Source organism: Kocuria gwangalliensis, from assembly GCF_039544365.1.
In the GTDB taxonomy this organism is placed as follows: domain Bacteria; phylum Actinomycetota; class Actinomycetes; order Actinomycetales; family Micrococcaceae; genus Kocuria; species Kocuria gwangalliensis.
In genome coordinates this window covers 1-17,229 of sequence record NZ_BAABLN010000008.1, presented here as the reverse complement: position 1 = coordinate 17,229, position 17,229 = coordinate 1, and the positions used below count along the sequence as shown (strand labels likewise).

Here is a 17,229-nt window from a genome sequence, read left to right as displayed (position 1 = left end):
TATGTCCACAACCGACCAGACCGTACGACACGGCAAAGAAACCGCCGACAAGGTGGACGGTGTCCCCACGGGTGAGGAGCGCGTGGCCATTCCGGGCATGAGCCAGGAAGGTGAGGTCCTCCAGCAGGGCCGCAACCAGGCCGGCGAGCCGGAGATCAAGCACACCAAGCACGGTGACATCTCCGGTGTTCCCGATTCCTCGCGCGCGGGCCGTTTCACCTCCTACAAGGTGGAAGAGTTCCCCAAGCTGAGCAGCAAGCTCGAGGACTGGCGGTTCACCCCGATCAAGCGCCTCAAGGGCTTGGATGAGGTCGAGCTGAGCGGTGCCGCTCCCGCCGTGGAGGTCGTTTCGGGCGAGGGCCAGGTCACCGTGACCACCGTGGGGCGCGACGATGCCCGCATCGGTCGGGCGGGCATCCCCGAGGACCGTGTCTCCGCGAACGCGTGGAGCGCCTTCACCGAGGCCACCGTCATTTCCGTTCCGGCCAACGCGGAAGCCGATCAGCCCCTGCTGGTCGACATCAACGGCTCGTCCATGGACCCGGCTGCCCAGCACATCGTGATCGAGACCGGTGCCAACTCCAGCGCCCTGGTGGTGTTGCGCCACCGCGGTCAGGCCGTGCTGTCCCAGAACATCGAGTTCCAGGTGGGCGAGGGCTCCAAGTTGACCGTGGTGTCGATCCAGGAATGGAACGACAACTCGGTGCACGCCTCCGCGCAGCAGGCGACGATCCAGCGTGACGGTTCCCTCAAGCACGTGCTGATCTCCCTCGGCGGGGATCTGGTGCGCGTCACGCCGTCGACCCGCTTTGCCGCCCAGGGTGGCAACGTGGAGATGTACGGCCTGACCTTCGTGGACGAGGGCCAGCACCTCGAATCACGGTTGTTCGTGGACCATTCCCAGCCGCGCTGCCGCTCCCGTGTGACCTACAAGTCCGCGCTGCAGGGCGAGAACGCGCACGGCGTGTGGGTGGGCGACGTCCTGATTCGCGCCGAGGCCGAGGGCACCGACACCTACGAGCTCAACCGCAACCTGATCCTCAACGACGGACCCCGCATGGACTCCGTTCCCAACCTGGAGATCGAGACCGGCCTGATCGCCGGCGCCGGTCACGCATCCACCACAGGTCAGCTGGACGATGAGCACCTCTACTACCTGATGTCCCGCGGTATCCCGGAGGAGGACGCCCGCCGCCTGGTGGTTCGTGGCTTCCTGTTCGAGATCATCCAGCAGATCGGCGTGGAGTCCATCGAGGAACAGCTGCGCCACAGCGTTGAAGAAGAGCTCGCGCGTCACGAGAACTGACTCGTAGACCCGCCCGTACACACTTTTACCCAAGGAGAATCACCACATGTCTGTACTGGAGATCAAGGACCTCCACGCGTCCGTCATCCTGGACGACGAGACCACCAAGCCCATCCTCAAGGGCGTGAACCTCACCATTAATGCCGGTGAAGTACACGCGATCATGGGCCCCAACGGTTCCGGTAAGTCCACCCTGGCCTCGACCATTGCCGGTCACCCCAAGTTCCAGGTCGATTCCGGTTCCGTGACCCTGGACGGCCAGAACGTCCTGGAGATGTCCGTGGACGAGCGCGCCCGCGCTGGCCTGTTCCTGGCCATGCAGTACCCGGTCGAGATCCCCGGTGTGACCACCTCGAACTTCCTGCGTTCGGCCAAGACCGCTATTGACGGCGAGGCACCCTCGCTGCGCACCTGGACCAAGGACATGAAAGCTTCCATGGAGAAGCTGAAGATCGATCCGGCCATGATCCAACGCAACGTCAACGAGGGTTTCTCCGGCGGCGAGAAGAAGCGCCACGAGATCCTCCAGCTGGAACTGCTGCGCCCCAAGATCGCTCTGCTGGACGAGACCGACTCCGGTCTTGACGTGGATGCGCTCAAGGTCGTCTCGGAAGGCGTGAACCGTGCGCTCACCGAGCAGAACACCGGCATCATGCTGATCACCCACTACACCCGCATCCTGCGTTACATCAAGCCGCAGTTCGTGCACGTCTTTGCGGACGGTCGCATTGTGGATGAGGGCGGCCCCGAGCTGGCCGATCGTCTTGAAGAAGAGGGTTACGACCGCTACATGAGCGTGGCCAAGTAACCTGCCCTTTCACCACGTCGCTTGAGGAGGGTTCCAGATGAGCGAAACCACTGAAGAAACACTGTCCGCCGAGGCCCCGGGCCCCAACGGGCAGCCGTCCCTGGCCGAGGTCAAGACCGCGTTGGAGAACGTGATCGACCCCGAGCTAGGTGTCAACATTGTCGACCTGGGCCTGCTGTACGGCCTGGTCTACCAGGACGACAACTCGTTGCGCCTGGACATGACCCTAACCACGGCAGCGTGCCCGCTGCAGGACGTGATCGAGGAACAGGTTTCGCAGAACCTGGGAACCATCATTGACGAGTGGCACGTGAACTGGGTCTGGATGCCCCCGTGGGGTCCCGAGCGGATCACCGAGGATGGGCGCGATCAAATGCGCGCCCTGGGCTTCAACATTTAGTCCGGTTCTCGCCGACGTAAGGGCGCGGGGTCTCTGACCTCGCGCCCTTTCGCGTGCCCGGACCTTTCGCATTCCTCACGACGACGCCGCTCGCTTCCTGTCCCGTCTCGCCGCACCGCCGGTGTTAGGTTCGGACCCACAGGATGTGAAAGACGAGAGGACGTGGCCGTGGACCGGCGCCTACCCAACATTTCCGAACTCAGGCCACTGATGCAGTTCGGCACGTTCAATCCGGACCGCAGGGCCGCCCGGCTCGCCAAGGCCGCCGATATCGAGGCACTCAGGGCGATTGCGCGGCGTCGTACCCCCAAACCCGCGTTCGACTACGTGGACGGCGCGGCCGGACAAGAACTGACCTACAAACGCAGCCGAGAGGCCTTCGAGTCTGTGGAGTTGCTGCCCAAGATTCTGCACGGCATCGCGGAGGCGGACCTCTCGACCGAGATTGCCGGGTACCGCAGCGCCCTGCCGTTCGGGATTGCGCCCATCGGTTTCACGCGATTCATGCACAGCGAGGGTGAAATCGGGGGAGTGAAGGCCGCGGCCGAGGCCGGGATCCCGTTTTCACTCTCGACCATGGGCACGCGCTCGATCGAGGAGGTCCGCGACGCCGCCCCGGATGCCGCCCGCTGGTTCCAGCTGTACCTGTGGCGCGACCACGAGGCCTCCCGGGATCTGATTGCTCGCGCCAAGGCCGCCGGGTACACCAACTTGATCGTCACCGTGGACACCCCCGTTGCGGGCATTCGCCTGCGCGATGACCGCAACGGGATGAGCATCCCGCCCAAGCTGTCACCCAAGACAGTTTTGGACGCCTCGTACCGGCCCGAATGGTGGTTCAACTTCCTGACCACGGACTCCCTGAAGTTCGCGTCCCTGTCGGATACATCCCACATGGTGGCAGAGCTGATCGGCAAGATGTTCGATCCGAGCCTGTCACTGGATGACCTCGTATGGATCCGCGAGGAGTGGGACGGGCAACTGTTCGTCAAGGGCATCCTCACGGCTGAGGACGCCCGCCGCGCAATGAGCGTGGGTGCGGACGGGCTGATCGTGTCCAATCACGGAGGACGCCAGCTGGACCGGGCACCCGTGACCCTGACGAGCCTGCCGGAGATCCGCGCCGAAGTCGGTCCGGAGGTGCCGCTGATCCTGGATTCGGGCATCATGTCCGGCACCGACATTGTGGCGGCACTGTGCGCCGGCGCGGACTTCGTGCTGATCGGTCGTGCGTACCTCTACGGACTGATGGCCGGGGGACAGCAGGGTGTGACCCGAGCAATCGAGCTCCTGGAGAAGCAGATCCGGACCACCATGCTGCTCATGGGTGCCGGCTCCATCGCGGACCTCGACCCCCACTGCATGCGGGCGCCGTGGCTGCGTCGATCCGCGTGAAGTCTCAGGGGAGGAAACCGCAGCCGCGGAGCCTGAGGTGAGGAACCTGCACAAAATCAGCACCGATCCAGCATTTGCCTCCCCTGAGATTGCGACACTGCATTTTCCTCACATGAGACTGCGCGGCCCGCCACCGCCGCGGCCGAGACTGTCTAGCTCTGCAACCCCGCCGGTCGGTTCAAGTCACGGGCGCTGAAGGTGTCGCACTGGTTAATCTCACCGGTTTGGTAGCCGGTCAGGAACCAGGCCTGGCGCTGTGCGGAGGAGCCGTGGGTGAAGGACTCCGGGTTGGCGCGACCCTGTGTGGTTTCCTGGATCCGGTCGTCGCCAATGGCCTCGGCAGCGTTCAGCGCATCCGCCAGTTGCTCCTGGGTGATCGGTTCCAAGCTCACGCTGCCACCGGGCTGGGACGCGTGGTGGGCCCACATACCGGCGTAGCAGTCGGCCTGCAGTTCCACGCGCACGGCACCGGAATCGGCACCCTGCGGGTTCTGCTGCGCAATGCCCAGGTTGCCCTGCAAGTTCTGGATGTGGTGGCCGACCTCGTGCGCCATCACGTACTCCTGCGCCAAAGCATTGGCACTGGCCCCGAAGCTTTCACGCATCTGGTCGAAGAATCCCACGTCCAGGTACACGGACGTGTCCGCCGGGCAATAGAACGGTCCCACGGCCGCCGATGCCTGACCACAACCGGACTGCTCCACACCCTCGTAAAGCATCACGCCGGGTTGCGTGTAGCGTTCACCGGAGGCCTCCGGGTAGTAGGAACCCCAGAATTCATTGAGGGAGTTGACGGTCGCGATCTGGCGACAGTCATCGTAACGGTCGGCATCGGCACCGGTTTGGCAGCGTTCGGCCAGCTCTTGATCCTGTTCCGCCACGCTGGTGATCGACCCCTGCTGCTGTTGTTGCTGGCCTCCGCCGGTCACCATGTCGATACCGTCCTGACCGAACAGCAATCCGGCCACGACCAGCACGATGATGCCGCCCAGGCCACCACCGACCGCCACACCACGTCCACCGCGACCACCGCGCCCGCCGCCGGACCCCACCTGCGACGTGTCCAGCCGCGAATTGTCATTGAAACTCATGAGCGAAGCATAAGTCGTGCCCGTGCGTTTCGGGTCCCATGGCGCGGCTAATCCAACCCGCGGGCCGCGAGCGCCTCACCGGTCTGGTGGGCATAGTGCACCGTGGCAATGGTTGCCGGGGTGACCAGACGCACGGGGTTGGCCCGGATGGTGCGAGCGGTGGCGGCGTCGCGCAGTTCGCCCAGGCACCCGAAGAGCCACGGGACGGAACGGATCATGAGCGATACCGCCAGCCCGATGCGTTCGGTGTTGACCCCGCACCACGAGAGCGGGGTGCACAGCCATACCAGGCCGTCGATGAGTCGGGGCAGCGGCGTGGTGCTGATGAGCAGTCGCGACAGGCTCACCACCGCGAGCAAGGACAGCACGATGGACGCCGCCCGAGCCGGCCCGTTGAAGATCAGGTGGTAGCCGCCCAGCAGGAGCACCAGGAACAGCAGCGGCCGCAACGACGCCGCCCACCGGTGCAGTCGCAGCCCGCTCACCACGGAGGCGAGCGCCGTGAGCGCCAGAACCGCCAGCGAGAACTGCCAGTCGCGAATGAGCATCACGGTGATGCAGAGTCCCAGGAGCAGGACGGCCTTCAGAGCCAGGGGACAGCGGTGCAGGAGCGATCGGCCGGGGACGTAGGTTCCCAGGAGATCGTCGCGGCGCACCTTACGCCTCACGGGGACTCCCACTCCGGGAAGCCATGGGCACACCAGCTCTTGTACCGGGGAATCATCTCGGCCGGCGGACCCTGGGCAATGATGCGACTCTCATGCACCACGGCCACGTGTTGAGCGGTGGCGGCGAGGTCCAGGTCGTGGGTGCTGATGAGTTGCTGTTGCCCCAGGTCGTCGAGCATGTCGATGAGTTTGAGCTGGTTGCGCAGATCCAACAGTGTGGTGGGCTCGTCCAGGATCAGCACCTGTGGTTCGGCGGCGAGGACGGCCGCCAGCGCCACGAGTTGCCGCTCGCCCCCGGAGAGATCGAACACACTGTGGTGGGCACGGTGCTCCAGCCCCATCCGCACCAACCAGTCGCGGGCTTTCTCCGTGCGTTCGTGCCGGTCGGGCACGTGGCGGCGCAGGGACAGTTCGATGTCCTCGATCGGGGTGGGCATCAGGATCTGAGATGCGGGGTCCGTGAACACGAATCCCACGGCCGCGCGGGCTTCGCGGGGAAAGGCCACCGGATCAATGCTGTTGACCCGCACCACCCCCGACTGCGGTACCACCAGGGCGTTGAACAAGCGCAGCAGCGTGGATTTGCCGGAGCCGTTGAGCCCGATCACCGCCGTGCGGGGATGAGTGAATTCGCAGCTGACACGGTCCAGTACGGTGAACGGGCCCGCGGGGGAGTCAACCGTGAGGCTCACGTTGGCGCAGTACAGCGACCCCGGGGATGCGTGGGGCACCAGGGGGTCGTAATGGGAAGATCCGGAGGTACGGGCCATGTACTAGAGAACGGCTCCGGCCATGCGCGGGAAGGCACGGTGCACGGCCACGGCAATCAGCGCGGCGGCAGCGGCTTTGATCAGGTCACCGGGGATGAACGCCAGGTCAGCGATCACCGCGGCATTGAGGCTCAGGCCGCCTACCAGCATCATGCCGATAATGCCCAGCACGTGAGACAGGATCAGCCCGGCCACACCGGCCAGGAAGAGCTTGAGACCCAGCCCGCGGCGCTTGTCGGGCGTGGCGGAGGTGGAGCCGGCGCGGCGTCGTACGTGTTCCTCACGCACGGACCGGTGGGCCAGGAACCCGACCAGGGCGGCGGCGAGCGGGAACGAGAGCAGGTATCCGACCGAAGGGCCGGCCAGCACGCCCGGCCCGCCCACGAAACCGGCGAAGATCGGCACGCCCAACAGTCCGACCACCACGTACAGCGCAATGGCCAGGAACGCGCGCCAGCCACCCAGGATCATGCCGGTGAGGAACACGGCGAGCGTCTGCAGTGTGATGGGCACCCCGAGCGCGCCCACGGGAATGGCCGGGGCCAACGCCAGAACACTGGTCAGCGCGGCGAAAACCGCGATGTTGGCCAGGTCGAACGAGTTGATTTTTCGGGGGGAACCTGTGGTTTCGCTCATGTTCACGGAGTCTAGTTCAGCCAGCGCCTCACCGCGGCTAGACTGGGTCGGTGCCCCGCAGGTTCGGGGCATCTGGTTTGCCCCCTCATGTCTTCGGAAAGGCCTTTCCCTCTTGATCACCGTTACAAACCTCGAATTGCGCGCCGGAGCTCGCCTGCTCATGGACGAAGTGAATTTCCGGGTGGATCGAGGGGACAAGGTCGGCCTGGTGGGCCGCAACGGAGCGGGTAAGACCACCATGACCAAGGTCCTAGCGGGCCAGGCCCTGCCGGCCGCCGGTGAGGTGACCCGTTCGGGCACCATTGGCTACCTGCCCCAGGACCCCAAGGTCGATGACATGAACCAGCTCGCGCGCGACCGGATCCTCTCCGCCCGCGACCTCGCCGGGGTGACGGCCAAGCTGCGCCAGGCCGAGCAGGACATGGCTTCCGAGGACGACGCCGTGCGGTCCAAGGCCATGCGACGTTACGACCGCCTCGAGACCGAGTTCCTCGCCGGCGGCGGTTACGCCGCGGAGTCCGAGGCGGCCACCATTACGAGCAACCTGGACCTGCCCGGGCGCGTGCTCGAACAGCCGCTGCACACGCTTTCCGGTGGTCAACGCCGCCGTGTGGAGCTGGCCCGGATCCTCTTCTCGGACGCGGACATCATGCTCCTGGACGAGCCCACCAACCACTTGGATGCTGACTCCGTGGTGTGGCTGCGGGAGTTCCTGAAGAACTACCAGGGCGGCGTGCTCATGATCTCCCACGACGTGGAACTCATGAACATGGTGGTCAACAAGGTGCTCTACCTGGACGCCAACCGCTGCGTGATCGACGTGTACAACATGTCCTGGAAGAACTACCTGCAGCAGCGCGAACAGGACGAGGCCCGCCGCAAGCGCGAGCGTCAGAACGCGGAGAAGAAGGCCGGGGCCCTCATGGACCAGGCCAACAAGATGCGCGCCAAGGCCACCAAGGCCGTGGCCGCTCAGCAAATGATTCGCCGCGCCGAGCGCCTCATGGCGGGGCTTGAGGGTGAGCGCCAGCAGGACAAGGTGGCCGCGATCCGCTTCCCCAAACCCGCCGATTGCGGCAAGACCCCGCTCACCGCGGAGGGGTTGTCCAAGTCCTACGGCTCCCTGGAGATCTTCACGGACGTGGACCTCGCGATCGACCGCGGTTCCCGCGTGGTGGTGCTCGGGCTCAACGGCGCCGGTAAAACCACGCTGCTGCGCATGCTGGCCGGGCAGGCCCAACCGGACACCGGCGAGGTCATTGCCGGCCACGGGCTCAAGCTCGGTTACTTCGCCCAGGAGCACGACACCCTGGACACCGGCCGCACGGTGCTGGAAAACATGAAGTCCGCCGCGCCGGAGCTTCAGGACACGCAGGTGCGCACCATCCTGGGGTCGTTCCTGTTCCAGGGCGACGACGTCGACAAGCCCGCCGGGGTGCTCTCCGGCGGTGAGAAGACGCGACTGGCGCTGGCCACACTGGTGGCGTCGTCGGCGAATGTGCTGCTGCTGGATGAGCCCACCAACAACCTGGACCCGGCCTCGCGCCGCGAAATCCTCAACGCCCTGCACAACTACGAGGGCGCCGTGATTTTGGTGTCCCACGATGAGGGCGCGGTGGAAGCACTCGAACCCGAGCGCGTGGTCATGCTCCCGGACGGCATCGAGGACCTGTGGAGCCAGGAGTACCAGGACCTGATCTCGCTGGCCTGAGGCTCAGTTGCGCTGCGACTCGAGGGCGTCCAACAGGGCGTCCTCTTCGTCTTCGTTGGTCACGGTGTTGGAGCGGCGAGTCGTCTTGGGCCGGTACAGGGATTTGAGGTGGGCGGGCATGTCGTCCGCCATTTGGAGTTCGCGAATGATCAGTTCTTCGTCCACGTCTCCGATGTAGTTGCCCTGGGCGTCGTAGTACTGGGCGAGTTTGCGTTCGACCTCGGCGGCGTAGGCGCGGTCCCATTCCTCGTTGCGCACGTGCTGGCGGGCGGCGTAGCCGAAGGCCACGAAGACCAAGAACGCGAACGCGAACCACTGCAGTGAATACGACAGGTGCGGGCCGTAGTTGATCTCGGGCTTGGCCGGAGCCGCGGGCCGCTCGGCCGCGGGCGGGTTCTCCGAGGCCAGCAGGCCATAACCCCCGGTGGCGATCGGGTACGTCAGGCGCTCGTTGAGTTGTTCGAGATCGATTGAGGCGATCTGGCCCTCGGGCGCGCCACGGTCCACGGCGACCTCTCCCGGACGTAGCCGCACCGTTGCGGTCACCTCGCCCGACGGCGGTTGGGGAACCACCCCGGGAAGGCCGTTGGCGCCGTCGCCGGTCGGGATCCAGCCGCGGTTGATGACCACGGTGCGACCGTCATCCGCGCGGAACGGGACGAGCACCTCGTAGCCCACGCGGCCGTCCTGGGGGCGGTTACGCACGAGTGTGGTGTCCTGGGGCAGGTACTGGCCCTCCAGGGTCACCGGCTGCCAGGTCTGGGTGTCGTCGTAGTCCGCGAACAACGGGAGGCCCTCGGCGGCACTGAGCGCGGGCGCGTCGTAGTTGTTCTCGATCTTGTCGTTCTCCGCCACCAGGTGATCGTTGCGGGACATCTGCCACTGGGCCAGGAACGCGCACACGATCGCGGCGACCACGCACATCATGAACCACGCGATCCAGGTGCCGGAGAAAAGGAACGAGTATTTGCGCATCAGGACTGGTCCTCCGCGCCGGTGAAGGGCTCCACGGCCTTGAGGAAGTCACGCTGGGTCAGGAACTCACCCAGGTATTCGCGGTGTTCATCACAGGCGAGCCACACCTTGCGGCGCTCCGGGGCGTGGACCTTGGGGTTGTTCCACAGTAGTTGCCACGCGGCGTTGCGACCGCACCCGCGACGTGAGCATTGCGGAACCGCGGGGTGGTCCGTGGAGTTCGTGGCCGGTTTCGGGGAGCCCTCGTGGGGACTCAGGGAACCCAGCAGATCAAATTCCACGGTTCAACTACTCCTCGGTGTGGCAGATGTTCGGTGCCCGGATGGCAACCGGGGCTCAATTGCGCGATGTACCCATCCGGTTATACGTGATCGCCTTGGGCGGTTCATGTGTGCGGAACTCGCCATCCACGACCACCGTCTCCGGATCCTCGGGTTTGGCCTGAGTCTCGGCGACCGTGGGCAGCTCGATGCGCTGCGGCGGCCGATAATACGTGCTGGTGCGCTCAGAGCGGTCCGCGCCGCGATTGGCCATCAGTACGGCGATCCAGGGCAGTACTGCCGCACCAATACACAGCAGGACGCGTACCCACAGGATGTCGATGAAAACCACCCCAACGATGCACACGACGCGCAGACCCTGTTGGAGGGCATACACCTTCATGCGGTGAGACATGTCCTGCGTGTGCGGACCCGCCGCCGAAGTAATCGAGTGAACTCCGGTGGCGTCTCGCGAAGGCGTGGGCGTGCGTGGCATGCTGAACCGATCCTTGGAAGTCAATGGCCGGAAAATCGCAGACGCATTATGATGTCATGGGTTCCGGGGAGAGCGCTGAGCACTTCCTTTAATTATCTCACCGTTGTGTCAACTCCCCAACCCACGGAACCGAGTTCTGTGGGTGTCCGGATAAGATGGCCTGTCAGTTCACTATTAGCGTGTTATCTGGCGTTGACCCTTGCCGCGCCGTCGTTTCGATGAAAGGTTCACCATGGCTGATCAGCCCACCACCGAAGGCGCCCGCACCGTACTGGTCACGGGAGGCAACCGCGGCATTGGCCGCGCCATTGCCGAGGCGTTCGTGGCCGCCGGCGACAACGTGGTGGTCACCTCGCGTTCCGGCGATGAGGGGCCCGACGGCGCCTTCACCGTCCAAGCGGACGTCACCGATTCCGCGTCCGTGGACACCGCGTTCAAGCAGATCGAAGCGAAGTTCGGTCCCGTGGAGGTCGTGGTGGCCAACGCCGGCGTCACCAAGGACACCCTGCTGCTGCGCATGAAGGAAGCCGACTTCCAGGACGTTGTCGACACCAACCTCACCGGTGCATTCCGTGTGGTGCAGCGCGCGACCAAGGGCTTCATGCGCTTGAAGAAGGGCCGGATCGTGCTGATCTCCTCCGTGGTCGGCTTCGTGGGCGCACCGGGTCAGGTCAACTACGCATCATCCAAGGCGGGACTGGTGGGTATGGCCCGCGCCATCACCCGTGAGTTGGGTACCCGCGGCGTGACCGCCAATGTGGTGGCCCCCGGCTACATCGACACTGCCATGACCGATGCTCTCAGCGACGAGGTCAAGGCCGAGTACCTGTCGATGATTCCGGCCGGCCGCTTCGGTCGGCCGGATGAGGTCGCCGAGGCCGTTCGTTGGGTTGCCTCCGACGCCGCCGCCTACATTTCCGGCGCCGTCATCCCCGTGGACGGCGGCCTGGTCATGGGACACTGACTTTCAAAACAATCTTGAACAGCGCAGCGCGACAAAGGAGAACCGCATGAGTTCAGTGGCAGGTAAAACCGTAGTGATTACGGGTTCCTCGCGAGGGGTGGGCGCAGACACCGCCAAGATTCTGGCGGGGGAGGGCGCGAACGTCGTCGTCAATTATCGCCAGAAGGCGCCCCGTGCCAACAAGGTGGTCAAGGACATCACCGAGGCCGGGGGCGCAGCAATCGCGGTCCAGGCCGACATGACCGACGTCGAGTCCCTCCGCGGTCTGTTGCAGGCCGGTGTGGATGAGTTCGGCGGGGTGGATATTTTGATCCTCAATGCCTCCGGCGGCATGGAATCGGGCATGGGCGAGGATTACGCGCTGCGCCTGAACCGCGATGCCCAGAACGACGCCCTGACCGAGGGTCTCAAGGTGCTTCCCGAGGGCGGCCGCGTGGTGTTCGTGACGAGCCACCAAGCGCACTTCATCAATGACGTGGAAACCATGCCGGAGTACGAGGCCGTGGCCAAGTCCAAGCGCGCCGGTGAGGACACCCTGACCGCGCGGGTGCCCGAGATGTCCGAGCGGGGCGTGAGCTTCGTGGTGGTCTCCGCGGACATGATCGAGGGCACCGTGACCGCCACTCTGCTCAACCGTGCTCGTCCCGGCGCGCTCGAAGAACGCCGCGAATCCGCCGGCAAGCTCTACTCGGTCAACGAGTTCGCCCAGGAGATCGCCAAGATGGTCTCCGCCGACGTGGAGACCGGTCACGTGGAGCTCGTGGGCGGCGCCGAGGATTTCCTGGCCCAGGCCGGCAAGTAAGGCACCCGCACTGTAGCTGTGCCGCCGGTCCGTTCTCACGGACCGGCGGCACGCCGCTTCCTGGGCCGGTCGGATGTTTTCGAGTCTGGCTCTCGGATGTGGTAAGTTACTTCTCGTTGCCAACGGCCACACGAGGTCCTCCGAGTCCTCGAATCGTGGTTGTGACACTCGCGCGGGTGGCGGAATAGGCAGACGCGCTAGCTTGAGGTGCTAGTCCTCGTATTAGAGGGTGGGGGTTCAAGTCCCCCCTCGCGCACAAATGTCCTGTCTCAGGACGTTGGAAAGACCCTGAACCCTTGGTCCAGGGTCTTTTTTGTTGCCCTTGGTAGTTGCGTGTGGTGTCGAGGGTGAAGTCTGTGATGATCTCGCCGGTGGTCTGCTATGGGAACAGGTGACGGTTCTAGGTAGGCCGCGGGGTAAACATCGGGGCGTTAGTCAAGGGATTGGCGCAGTCCATCTTCGCATTCGGTGTCAAATGCAGGGGATCCGGCGCTCGAGAACCCGCCCTCGAGTCTTTCGTTCAGATCGTCTCTATGGTCGGGCCGTTCTTCGGAGGCAGACAACAGCAGCTGGCACCGACGCGCTCATCGCTTTGTTCTTGACGCTCGGGTCGGTCTCCACCCCAATCTTGAGTCCGGTGTACACGGCGGGGGAGGGGATCGCAAAGCCCCCGGCGCGGCGCACTGACCTGGCTGAACCGTGGCGCCCACACACCGAATGGTGTGGGGCGTTTATTCATGTGATGGAATGGATTCGTCTTATTGTCTGCTGAGGGACCGCATGGAAACCATCGATTTGAATTTAGCCACGGCGGACCGCCAGGCGTTCGGGAAGTCATACGCGCGCACAAAGAACACGGATGAGCTAGCTGGGGCGGTCCTGAGCGGTGAGCTCCATCTGCCTCCGCATCCCGTGTGGCGAGGCGATCTTCTGGATTGGGCCGCGGATCCGTTCACGGATCGGAATTGGCAGTTCCAGCATCACACGCTTCGTTGGCTTAATCCGCTGCGTTGGAAGGCATTGGATGGTGATGAACGTGCTCGCCAAGAGTGGCTTCGAGTCGTGCGTTCCTGGGCCGTGCACAACGCGCCGGCGAATCGCGCCTCGAGCAAGTTCGCGTGGAAAGACATGGCCGATGGGAACCGCGCCATCCAACTAAGCCTTGGCTCTCGCCTTGTTGGCCAGGAGGATCTGCCGTGGTTCCTTGAGCTGCTGGCCTATCACCGGGATTGGCTCATGGATGAGGCCCATATTGTGGGGAAAAATCACGGGCTGCATCAGCATGCGGGGTTGTTGGTGGTGAGCGCTGTCCTCGGTGCCTTGGATGGCATGAATGTTGCGCGGGCTCGCATGGTGGACCAGTTCAAGTCCACGTTCGATTCTCAGGGCGGTAATGACGAGGGATCGACGTCGTATCACCAGCTGAATCTTCGATGGTGGTCCCAGTCCTGGCAGCGGGTCTCGTTAGAAGGCCTTGAAGTCCCTGAGGATGTGAAGGAGAGAATCTGCGCTGCAGGGACGGTTCTTGCGCATATGGCCCAGCCTGATGGGCGTCTACCTCAGATTGGCGATTCGGCGCGGGGTGTCGTGGACGTGGGTCTGAACCCAGTCGCGGATTTCGCTGCTACACGTGGCCGCTTAGGGACGAAACCCGCCAAAACTGTTCATGTCTTGGACGGTGGTTACGTGTTTTCTCGTAGTGGCTGGGGCGAGACGCGACCGGTCGAGCAGGAGTCGCACCTACTCATCCGTCATGGGCAAGACGTGCGGGCGCATTCGCATGAAGATCGGGGTAGCGTACACATCTACGCGAACGGCCGCCCCTGGCTGGTGGACAGTGGTTTCCATAGCTACCAGAAGAACGACCCGACAAGAACGTATTTACATTCACGGGAGGCTCACAATGTGGCCACGGTCGTGGGCGAGATCCATGATGACTCCGCTGCTGTGGAGCTCACCCGCCAGACCGTGGAGAAAGATTATCACGACTTCGAACTAGCCGATCGTGGATACAAGAACACGGCGCTGAGCCGCCGCGTCATCTATCTCACCAGCCCGGATTGCTGGATTGTGTGGGACCAGGCAGAAACCGATGCGCCGGTGGTCATGCGGCAACATTGGCATGTCGATATCGACGTGACTGTCGCACGGCATGATCGGGGGTTCGAGCTGCGTGACGGTAAACGATCCCTGAACATGATCTGGCTGGGTGCCATGCCGCGGCTTGCTAGGTATCGTGCTGTCGACGGCGATCACCGCGCCTGGGTCGGCACACGGTGGAAAACGCAGAAGCCTGGGACGCTGATCACAGCGGAGTCACCGGCGCGAGCGTCAACTGTGGTGACTTTGATTGCTCCCTCTGCGCCGCAGGAACTTGGCGTGGTCCGTTCATACCTGACCAGCACGGGAGTGCTTGATGCGGTTCTGATGCGAGGCCCGCGAGTGTGGCGGGTCCGAATCGATGAGGACACCGTGAACGTCAATGAGCAAAAGCGAAACTGGTAGACCGCCACCTTATTTGACGGAGTTTGCCCCGAGGGTTGGCTTATGCTCGGCAACCCATGCTCGCACAGCGGCAGGTCATCAGGTGGGTTTACCCGCTTCCGTCATGAAGTCGGACTGGGGGAACTCCTGCCTGGGTCTTGGATCCAGAGGTGACCCACACAGAGAGCGTGGCAGTACAGTCGGGATATATCAGCGGGCACCCAAACGATCTCAATGGTGCCGATTAGGCCCGTTGACGCCCTTAACGGGCCCCAGTATTTCACCACGCGCGGGTTGACCAGTTTCACGCAGTACCGGCGTAGGTTGGTCCCAGAAACCGCTGTGAGCGGTTCCCAAGTCCCTATCGCGCACGCACATGAAAATTCCCGTTTACCCAGGTTAAACCGGGATTGTTCGTGTCCTGGAGCCCCAGAATGTTGGTTATTGCAGGGGCGATTGGAAGGTCCCGGCAGATCCGGTGCCCACAATGAGGTCGGTGAGTGCCGCATTGAAGACCTTGCCGTAGTCGGCATTGATGTGTGCGTCGAACGCTTGCTGACCGCAATAGCTTTCCTAGATAAAGAAGTCATTGGACGCCGTGGGTGATAAGTGTGTTCGATCCAGGTCACGATCGCGACTCTTGGCTGCTCACTCGGGGCCAAGCAACGCTGGTTCGGGACCTTCTTCTGCAGGAGACTGAACAATTACTTATCGCTGCGGTGCCCCCCAGGCCCCGACCGCGGGTCCATCGAGACCCCTCCTGATCCCTACGGGCACCTTGCCGCGGATGCTGGCGGGGCCGCTGCGGCCATATTGAACCAGCCGAGCTGACATTTAGATTGCCGGGTTGGCCAACGCATGCTTCTTGTAGTTGCGTTCCCACCGGGCCATGAACTTGGATACTTTGGTCGGACGGGGGAATCTGTTGAGCGGTTCGATGCCACTGTTTGATGCTTGCTCGGCCACGTAGGATAGGGCGTTCTGGTCGAGGGTCCAGGCGAACGGCGTCTTGAGACCGACGCTAATGTATGAGTTCAACTTCTCCAGCAGGTCGGTGTTGAGCAGCGTCTTATTGGCAACGAGGTTACCGGCCATGTAGCGACGCCAGGGGACGATGCCTATGGTTCCTTCGTTGCGTGGGACGGACAGCCTGAGATTAGCGGTCTTCTTTATGAACGCCGCGGGGTCGTCACGCATCAGCAGGTCCGCGTCGAGGCAGTACACACTTTCGTAGTGCTCGAGCAGGCTGGGCAGGGCCAGGAACCTGGCGCACGCGTAGTAGGTGTGCATTTCAGTGACCCACGTGGGTGTGTCCACGGCGTAGTACGAGACGGTTGAGGGCTTGGGCTGGTTGTTGAATTTTGAAAGCACCCCGAGGTATTCCTCGGCGATATCAACGAGCTCACGCACAGTATTCTCGTCTGCGCATAACAGCAGCACCAAGTCTGTCTCGTGGATCTGCTGGGCGTTGAACAGGATCATTGGCCCGTAGATTCGGAAGAACACCGGGTCAACAGAAATCACGAAGGCGTTCTTATTGTCTGTATAGGCTGGCTGAGCCCAGGAGATATCGAGGTCCAGAGAGTCCCCAGTCGCGATTTCATTGGCCAGTTGAGCATCGTTGAAGTAGCTCAGCGCACCCTGGTCCCATGTGCGACGTACGAGGTCCTTGTGCGGGTTCGCGCGCACGGCAGCGAAGGTTTCACCCGCCACGTCCCGAGACCACAGGCTTTCCGCCTGACCACGCAATAGTAATACAGGCAATTCCTCAATACTGCCGGGCGTGGTCTCGATTTCCGCCAGAGCATCTGAGACCGCCTTGGCCTGATCGGCGGTAGCATCTAAAGACAGCGTCCCCATGCCAGCACCCCATGCAGCCTCATAGGCTTCCAAGGCACCACGCACGAACCGAGATGTATCTCGATCCACCTGGCCAATCCACGGCTCAACAAATCGCCGAAATCGCGCGCAGTGACCCACGGGAGATTGCTTGAACATCGTCTCCGCGAACTGGTAATACAGGACAAGCAGCGCATAATCATACTTGTCTGGGAACTCCAGAGCATGCTCTAAGACTTGCTGTGTCGAGGGAACAGGGCCCTCCCCCAACGGTCCCGACTTTAAATACTGAGTAATTCGCCAAGGTCTCAAACGCTGCGCCATATCAAAGGCCCTATTCATCTGGGGTAGTGGGGGAACCGCCAGTATATGCAGCCAACTATTAACAACCCCGCAGGCGACAACCACATGACACTGGCGCGTACCCCCCGCAGCACACCCTTCACCTTCCGCGCTCACGTACCGGATGCGGCCCCCGAGGGTGGGCTGTCGATGTGGTGGGTGAGGTCGTAGACGCTCGCTTGCGCTTGTGCATGGTCAGCTAAGCCTCGATCCACCGACTCAGGTTAGGGCCGGCGGCCGATATCCCGGATCGGCACTGAGCCGTTTTTTGGCGTGACGTGG

16 protein-coding genes and 1 tRNA gene are annotated in these 17,229 nt (G+C 63.3%); 9 read left to right on the top strand and 8 right to left on the bottom strand.

The window, feature by feature from the left end:
• Nucleotide 1 precedes the first annotated feature (1 nt).
• The 4 genes from sufD to ABEA06_RS03370 all read left to right on the top strand — a co-directional run bounded on the left by sufD (nt 2) and on the right by ABEA06_RS03370 (nt 3,909).
• On the top strand, nt 2-1,306 hold the full coding sequence (gene sufD, locus ABEA06_RS03385) for a Fe-S cluster assembly protein SufD (RefSeq protein ID WP_345310558.1): 1,305 nt from the start codon (nt 2-4) through the stop codon (nt 1,304-1,306).
• 46 nt (nt 1,307-1,352) lie between these two features.
• Nucleotides 1,353-2,114, top strand: coding sequence for a Fe-S cluster assembly ATPase SufC (gene sufC / locus ABEA06_RS03380; RefSeq protein WP_345310557.1), 762 nt, complete (start codon nt 1,353-1,355; stop codon nt 2,112-2,114).
• A 37-nt stretch (nt 2,115-2,151) separates the two neighbouring features.
• Nucleotides 2,152-2,514: a metal-sulfur cluster assembly factor gene (locus tag ABEA06_RS03375; protein WP_303382791.1), complete on the top strand. Its 363-nt coding sequence runs from the start codon at nt 2,152-2,154 to the stop codon at nt 2,512-2,514.
• A 168-nt stretch (nt 2,515-2,682) separates the two neighbouring features.
• Nucleotides 2,683-3,909, top strand: a complete 1,227-nt coding sequence (locus ABEA06_RS03370; protein WP_345310556.1) for an alpha-hydroxy acid oxidase — start codon at nt 2,683-2,685, stop codon at nt 3,907-3,909.
• Nucleotides 3,910-4,061: 152 nt separating this feature from the next.
• Here ABEA06_RS03370 and ypfJ read toward each other — a convergent pair whose 3' ends face one another.
• From ypfJ to ABEA06_RS03350, 4 genes are read right to left on the bottom strand one after another with little or no spacing between them, the layout of a single operon-like run.
• Complete coding sequence (gene ypfJ, locus ABEA06_RS03365) at nt 4,062-5,000, bottom strand: KPN_02809 family neutral zinc metallopeptidase (protein WP_345310555.1); 939 nt, start codon at nt 4,998-5,000, stop codon at nt 4,062-4,064.
• A 47-nt stretch (nt 5,001-5,047) separates the two neighbouring features.
• Nucleotides 5,048-5,668, bottom strand: coding sequence for an energy-coupling factor transporter transmembrane protein EcfT (locus ABEA06_RS03360; RefSeq protein WP_345310554.1), 621 nt, complete (start codon nt 5,666-5,668; stop codon nt 5,048-5,050).
• Nucleotides 5,665-6,438 carry an energy-coupling factor ABC transporter ATP-binding protein gene (locus ABEA06_RS03355; RefSeq protein ID WP_345310553.1) on the bottom strand — a complete coding sequence of 258 codons (774 nt, stop codon included), beginning with the start codon at nt 6,436-6,438 and terminating at the stop codon, nt 5,665-5,667. The genes ABEA06_RS03360 and ABEA06_RS03355 overlap by 4 nt, the downstream gene beginning before the upstream one ends.
• Nucleotides 6,439-6,441: 3 nt before the next feature.
• A complete protein-coding gene (locus tag ABEA06_RS03350; RefSeq protein ID WP_303382786.1) occupies nt 6,442-7,074 on the bottom strand; it encodes a biotin transporter BioY in 633 nt (210 codons plus the stop codon).
• A 112-nt stretch (nt 7,075-7,186) separates the two neighbouring features.
• Here ABEA06_RS03350 and ABEA06_RS03345 point away from each other — a divergent pair, with 112 nt between their 5' ends.
• On the top strand, nt 7,187-8,785 hold the full coding sequence (locus ABEA06_RS03345) for an ABC-F family ATP-binding cassette domain-containing protein (protein ID WP_345310552.1): 1,599 nt from the start codon (nt 7,187-7,189) through the stop codon (nt 8,783-8,785).
• A gap of 3 nt (nt 8,786-8,788) precedes the next feature.
• On the opposite strand, the gene ABEA06_RS03340 is transcribed toward ABEA06_RS03345, so the two are convergent.
• The 3 genes from ABEA06_RS03340 to ABEA06_RS03330 are packed head-to-tail and all read right to left on the bottom strand — an operon-like array spanning nt 8,789 to nt 10,516.
• A complete protein-coding gene (locus ABEA06_RS03340) occupies nt 8,789-9,760 on the bottom strand; it encodes an SURF1 family cytochrome oxidase biogenesis protein (protein WP_345310551.1) in 972 nt (323 codons plus the stop codon).
• On the bottom strand, nt 9,760-10,041 hold the full coding sequence (locus tag ABEA06_RS03335) for a hypothetical protein (RefSeq protein ID WP_303382783.1): 282 nt from the start codon (nt 10,039-10,041) through the stop codon (nt 9,760-9,762). Before ABEA06_RS03335 ends, ABEA06_RS03340 begins: the two co-directional genes overlap by 1 nt.
• Before the next feature lie 55 nt (nt 10,042-10,096).
• On the bottom strand, nt 10,097-10,516 hold the full coding sequence (locus ABEA06_RS03330) for a DUF3099 domain-containing protein (protein ID WP_345310550.1): 420 nt from the start codon (nt 10,514-10,516) through the stop codon (nt 10,097-10,099).
• Between the two features lie 232 nt (nt 10,517-10,748).
• On the opposite strand from ABEA06_RS03330, the gene ABEA06_RS03325 reads away from it, so the two are divergent.
• From ABEA06_RS03325 to ABEA06_RS03310, 4 genes are all read left to right on the top strand, one after another.
• Nucleotides 10,749-11,480 carry a beta-ketoacyl-ACP reductase gene (locus ABEA06_RS03325; RefSeq protein ID WP_345310549.1) on the top strand — a complete coding sequence of 244 codons (732 nt, stop codon included), beginning with the start codon at nt 10,749-10,751 and terminating at the stop codon, nt 11,478-11,480.
• Nucleotides 11,481-11,526: 46 nt separating this feature from the next.
• Nucleotides 11,527-12,282 carry an SDR family oxidoreductase gene (locus ABEA06_RS03320; protein ID WP_345310548.1) on the top strand — a complete coding sequence of 252 codons (756 nt, stop codon included), beginning with the start codon at nt 11,527-11,529 and terminating at the stop codon, nt 12,280-12,282.
• A gap of 170 nt (nt 12,283-12,452) precedes the next feature.
• Nucleotides 12,453-12,538: transfer RNA gene (locus ABEA06_RS03315), tRNA-Leu, on the top strand.
• A gap of 524 nt (nt 12,539-13,062) precedes the next feature.
• Nucleotides 13,063-14,787 carry a heparinase II/III family protein gene (locus tag ABEA06_RS03310; RefSeq protein WP_345310547.1) on the top strand — a complete coding sequence of 575 codons (1,725 nt, stop codon included), beginning with the start codon at nt 13,063-13,065 and terminating at the stop codon, nt 14,785-14,787.
• 813 nt (nt 14,788-15,600) lie between these two features.
• Here the strand turns inward: ABEA06_RS03310 and ABEA06_RS03305 are convergent.
• Complete coding sequence (locus tag ABEA06_RS03305) at nt 15,601-16,929, bottom strand: hypothetical protein (RefSeq protein WP_345310546.1); 1,329 nt, start codon at nt 16,927-16,929, stop codon at nt 15,601-15,603.
• Between the last annotated feature and the right edge of the window lie 300 nt (nt 16,930-17,229).

What these genes read in the sequence shown, in the direction of transcription:
- ABEA06_RS03305 (WP_345310546.1), bottom strand. Translation starts at nt 16,929, where the DNA reads ATGGCGCAGCGTTTGAGACCTTGGCGAATTACTCAGTATTTAAAGTCG.
- ABEA06_RS03355 (WP_345310553.1), bottom strand. Translation starts at nt 6,438, where the DNA reads ATGGCCCGTACCTCCGGATCTTCCCATTACGACCCCCTGGTGCCCCAC.
- ABEA06_RS03310 (WP_345310547.1), top strand. Translation starts at nt 13,063, where the DNA reads ATGGAAACCATCGATTTGAATTTAGCCACGGCGGACCGCCAGGCGTTC.
- sufC (WP_345310557.1), top strand. Translation starts at nt 1,353, where the DNA reads ATGTCTGTACTGGAGATCAAGGACCTCCACGCGTCCGTCATCCTGGAC.
- sufD (WP_345310558.1), top strand. Translation starts at nt 2, where the DNA reads ATGTCCACAACCGACCAGACCGTACGACACGGCAAAGAAACCGCCGAC.
- ABEA06_RS03330 (WP_345310550.1), bottom strand. Translation starts at nt 10,516, where the DNA reads ATGCCACGCACGCCCACGCCTTCGCGAGACGCCACCGGAGTTCACTCG.
- ABEA06_RS03320 (WP_345310548.1), top strand. Translation starts at nt 11,527, where the DNA reads ATGAGTTCAGTGGCAGGTAAAACCGTAGTGATTACGGGTTCCTCGCGA.
- ABEA06_RS03325 (WP_345310549.1), top strand. Translation starts at nt 10,749, where the DNA reads ATGGCTGATCAGCCCACCACCGAAGGCGCCCGCACCGTACTGGTCACG.
- ypfJ (WP_345310555.1), bottom strand. Translation starts at nt 5,000, where the DNA reads ATGAGTTTCAATGACAATTCGCGGCTGGACACGTCGCAGGTGGGGTCC.
- ABEA06_RS03340 (WP_345310551.1), bottom strand. Translation starts at nt 9,760, where the DNA reads ATGCGCAAATACTCGTTCCTTTTCTCCGGCACCTGGATCGCGTGGTTC.
- ABEA06_RS03350 (WP_303382786.1), bottom strand. Translation starts at nt 7,074, where the DNA reads ATGAGCGAAACCACAGGTTCCCCCCGAAAAATCAACTCGTTCGACCTG.
- ABEA06_RS03375 (WP_303382791.1), top strand. Translation starts at nt 2,152, where the DNA reads ATGAGCGAAACCACTGAAGAAACACTGTCCGCCGAGGCCCCGGGCCCC.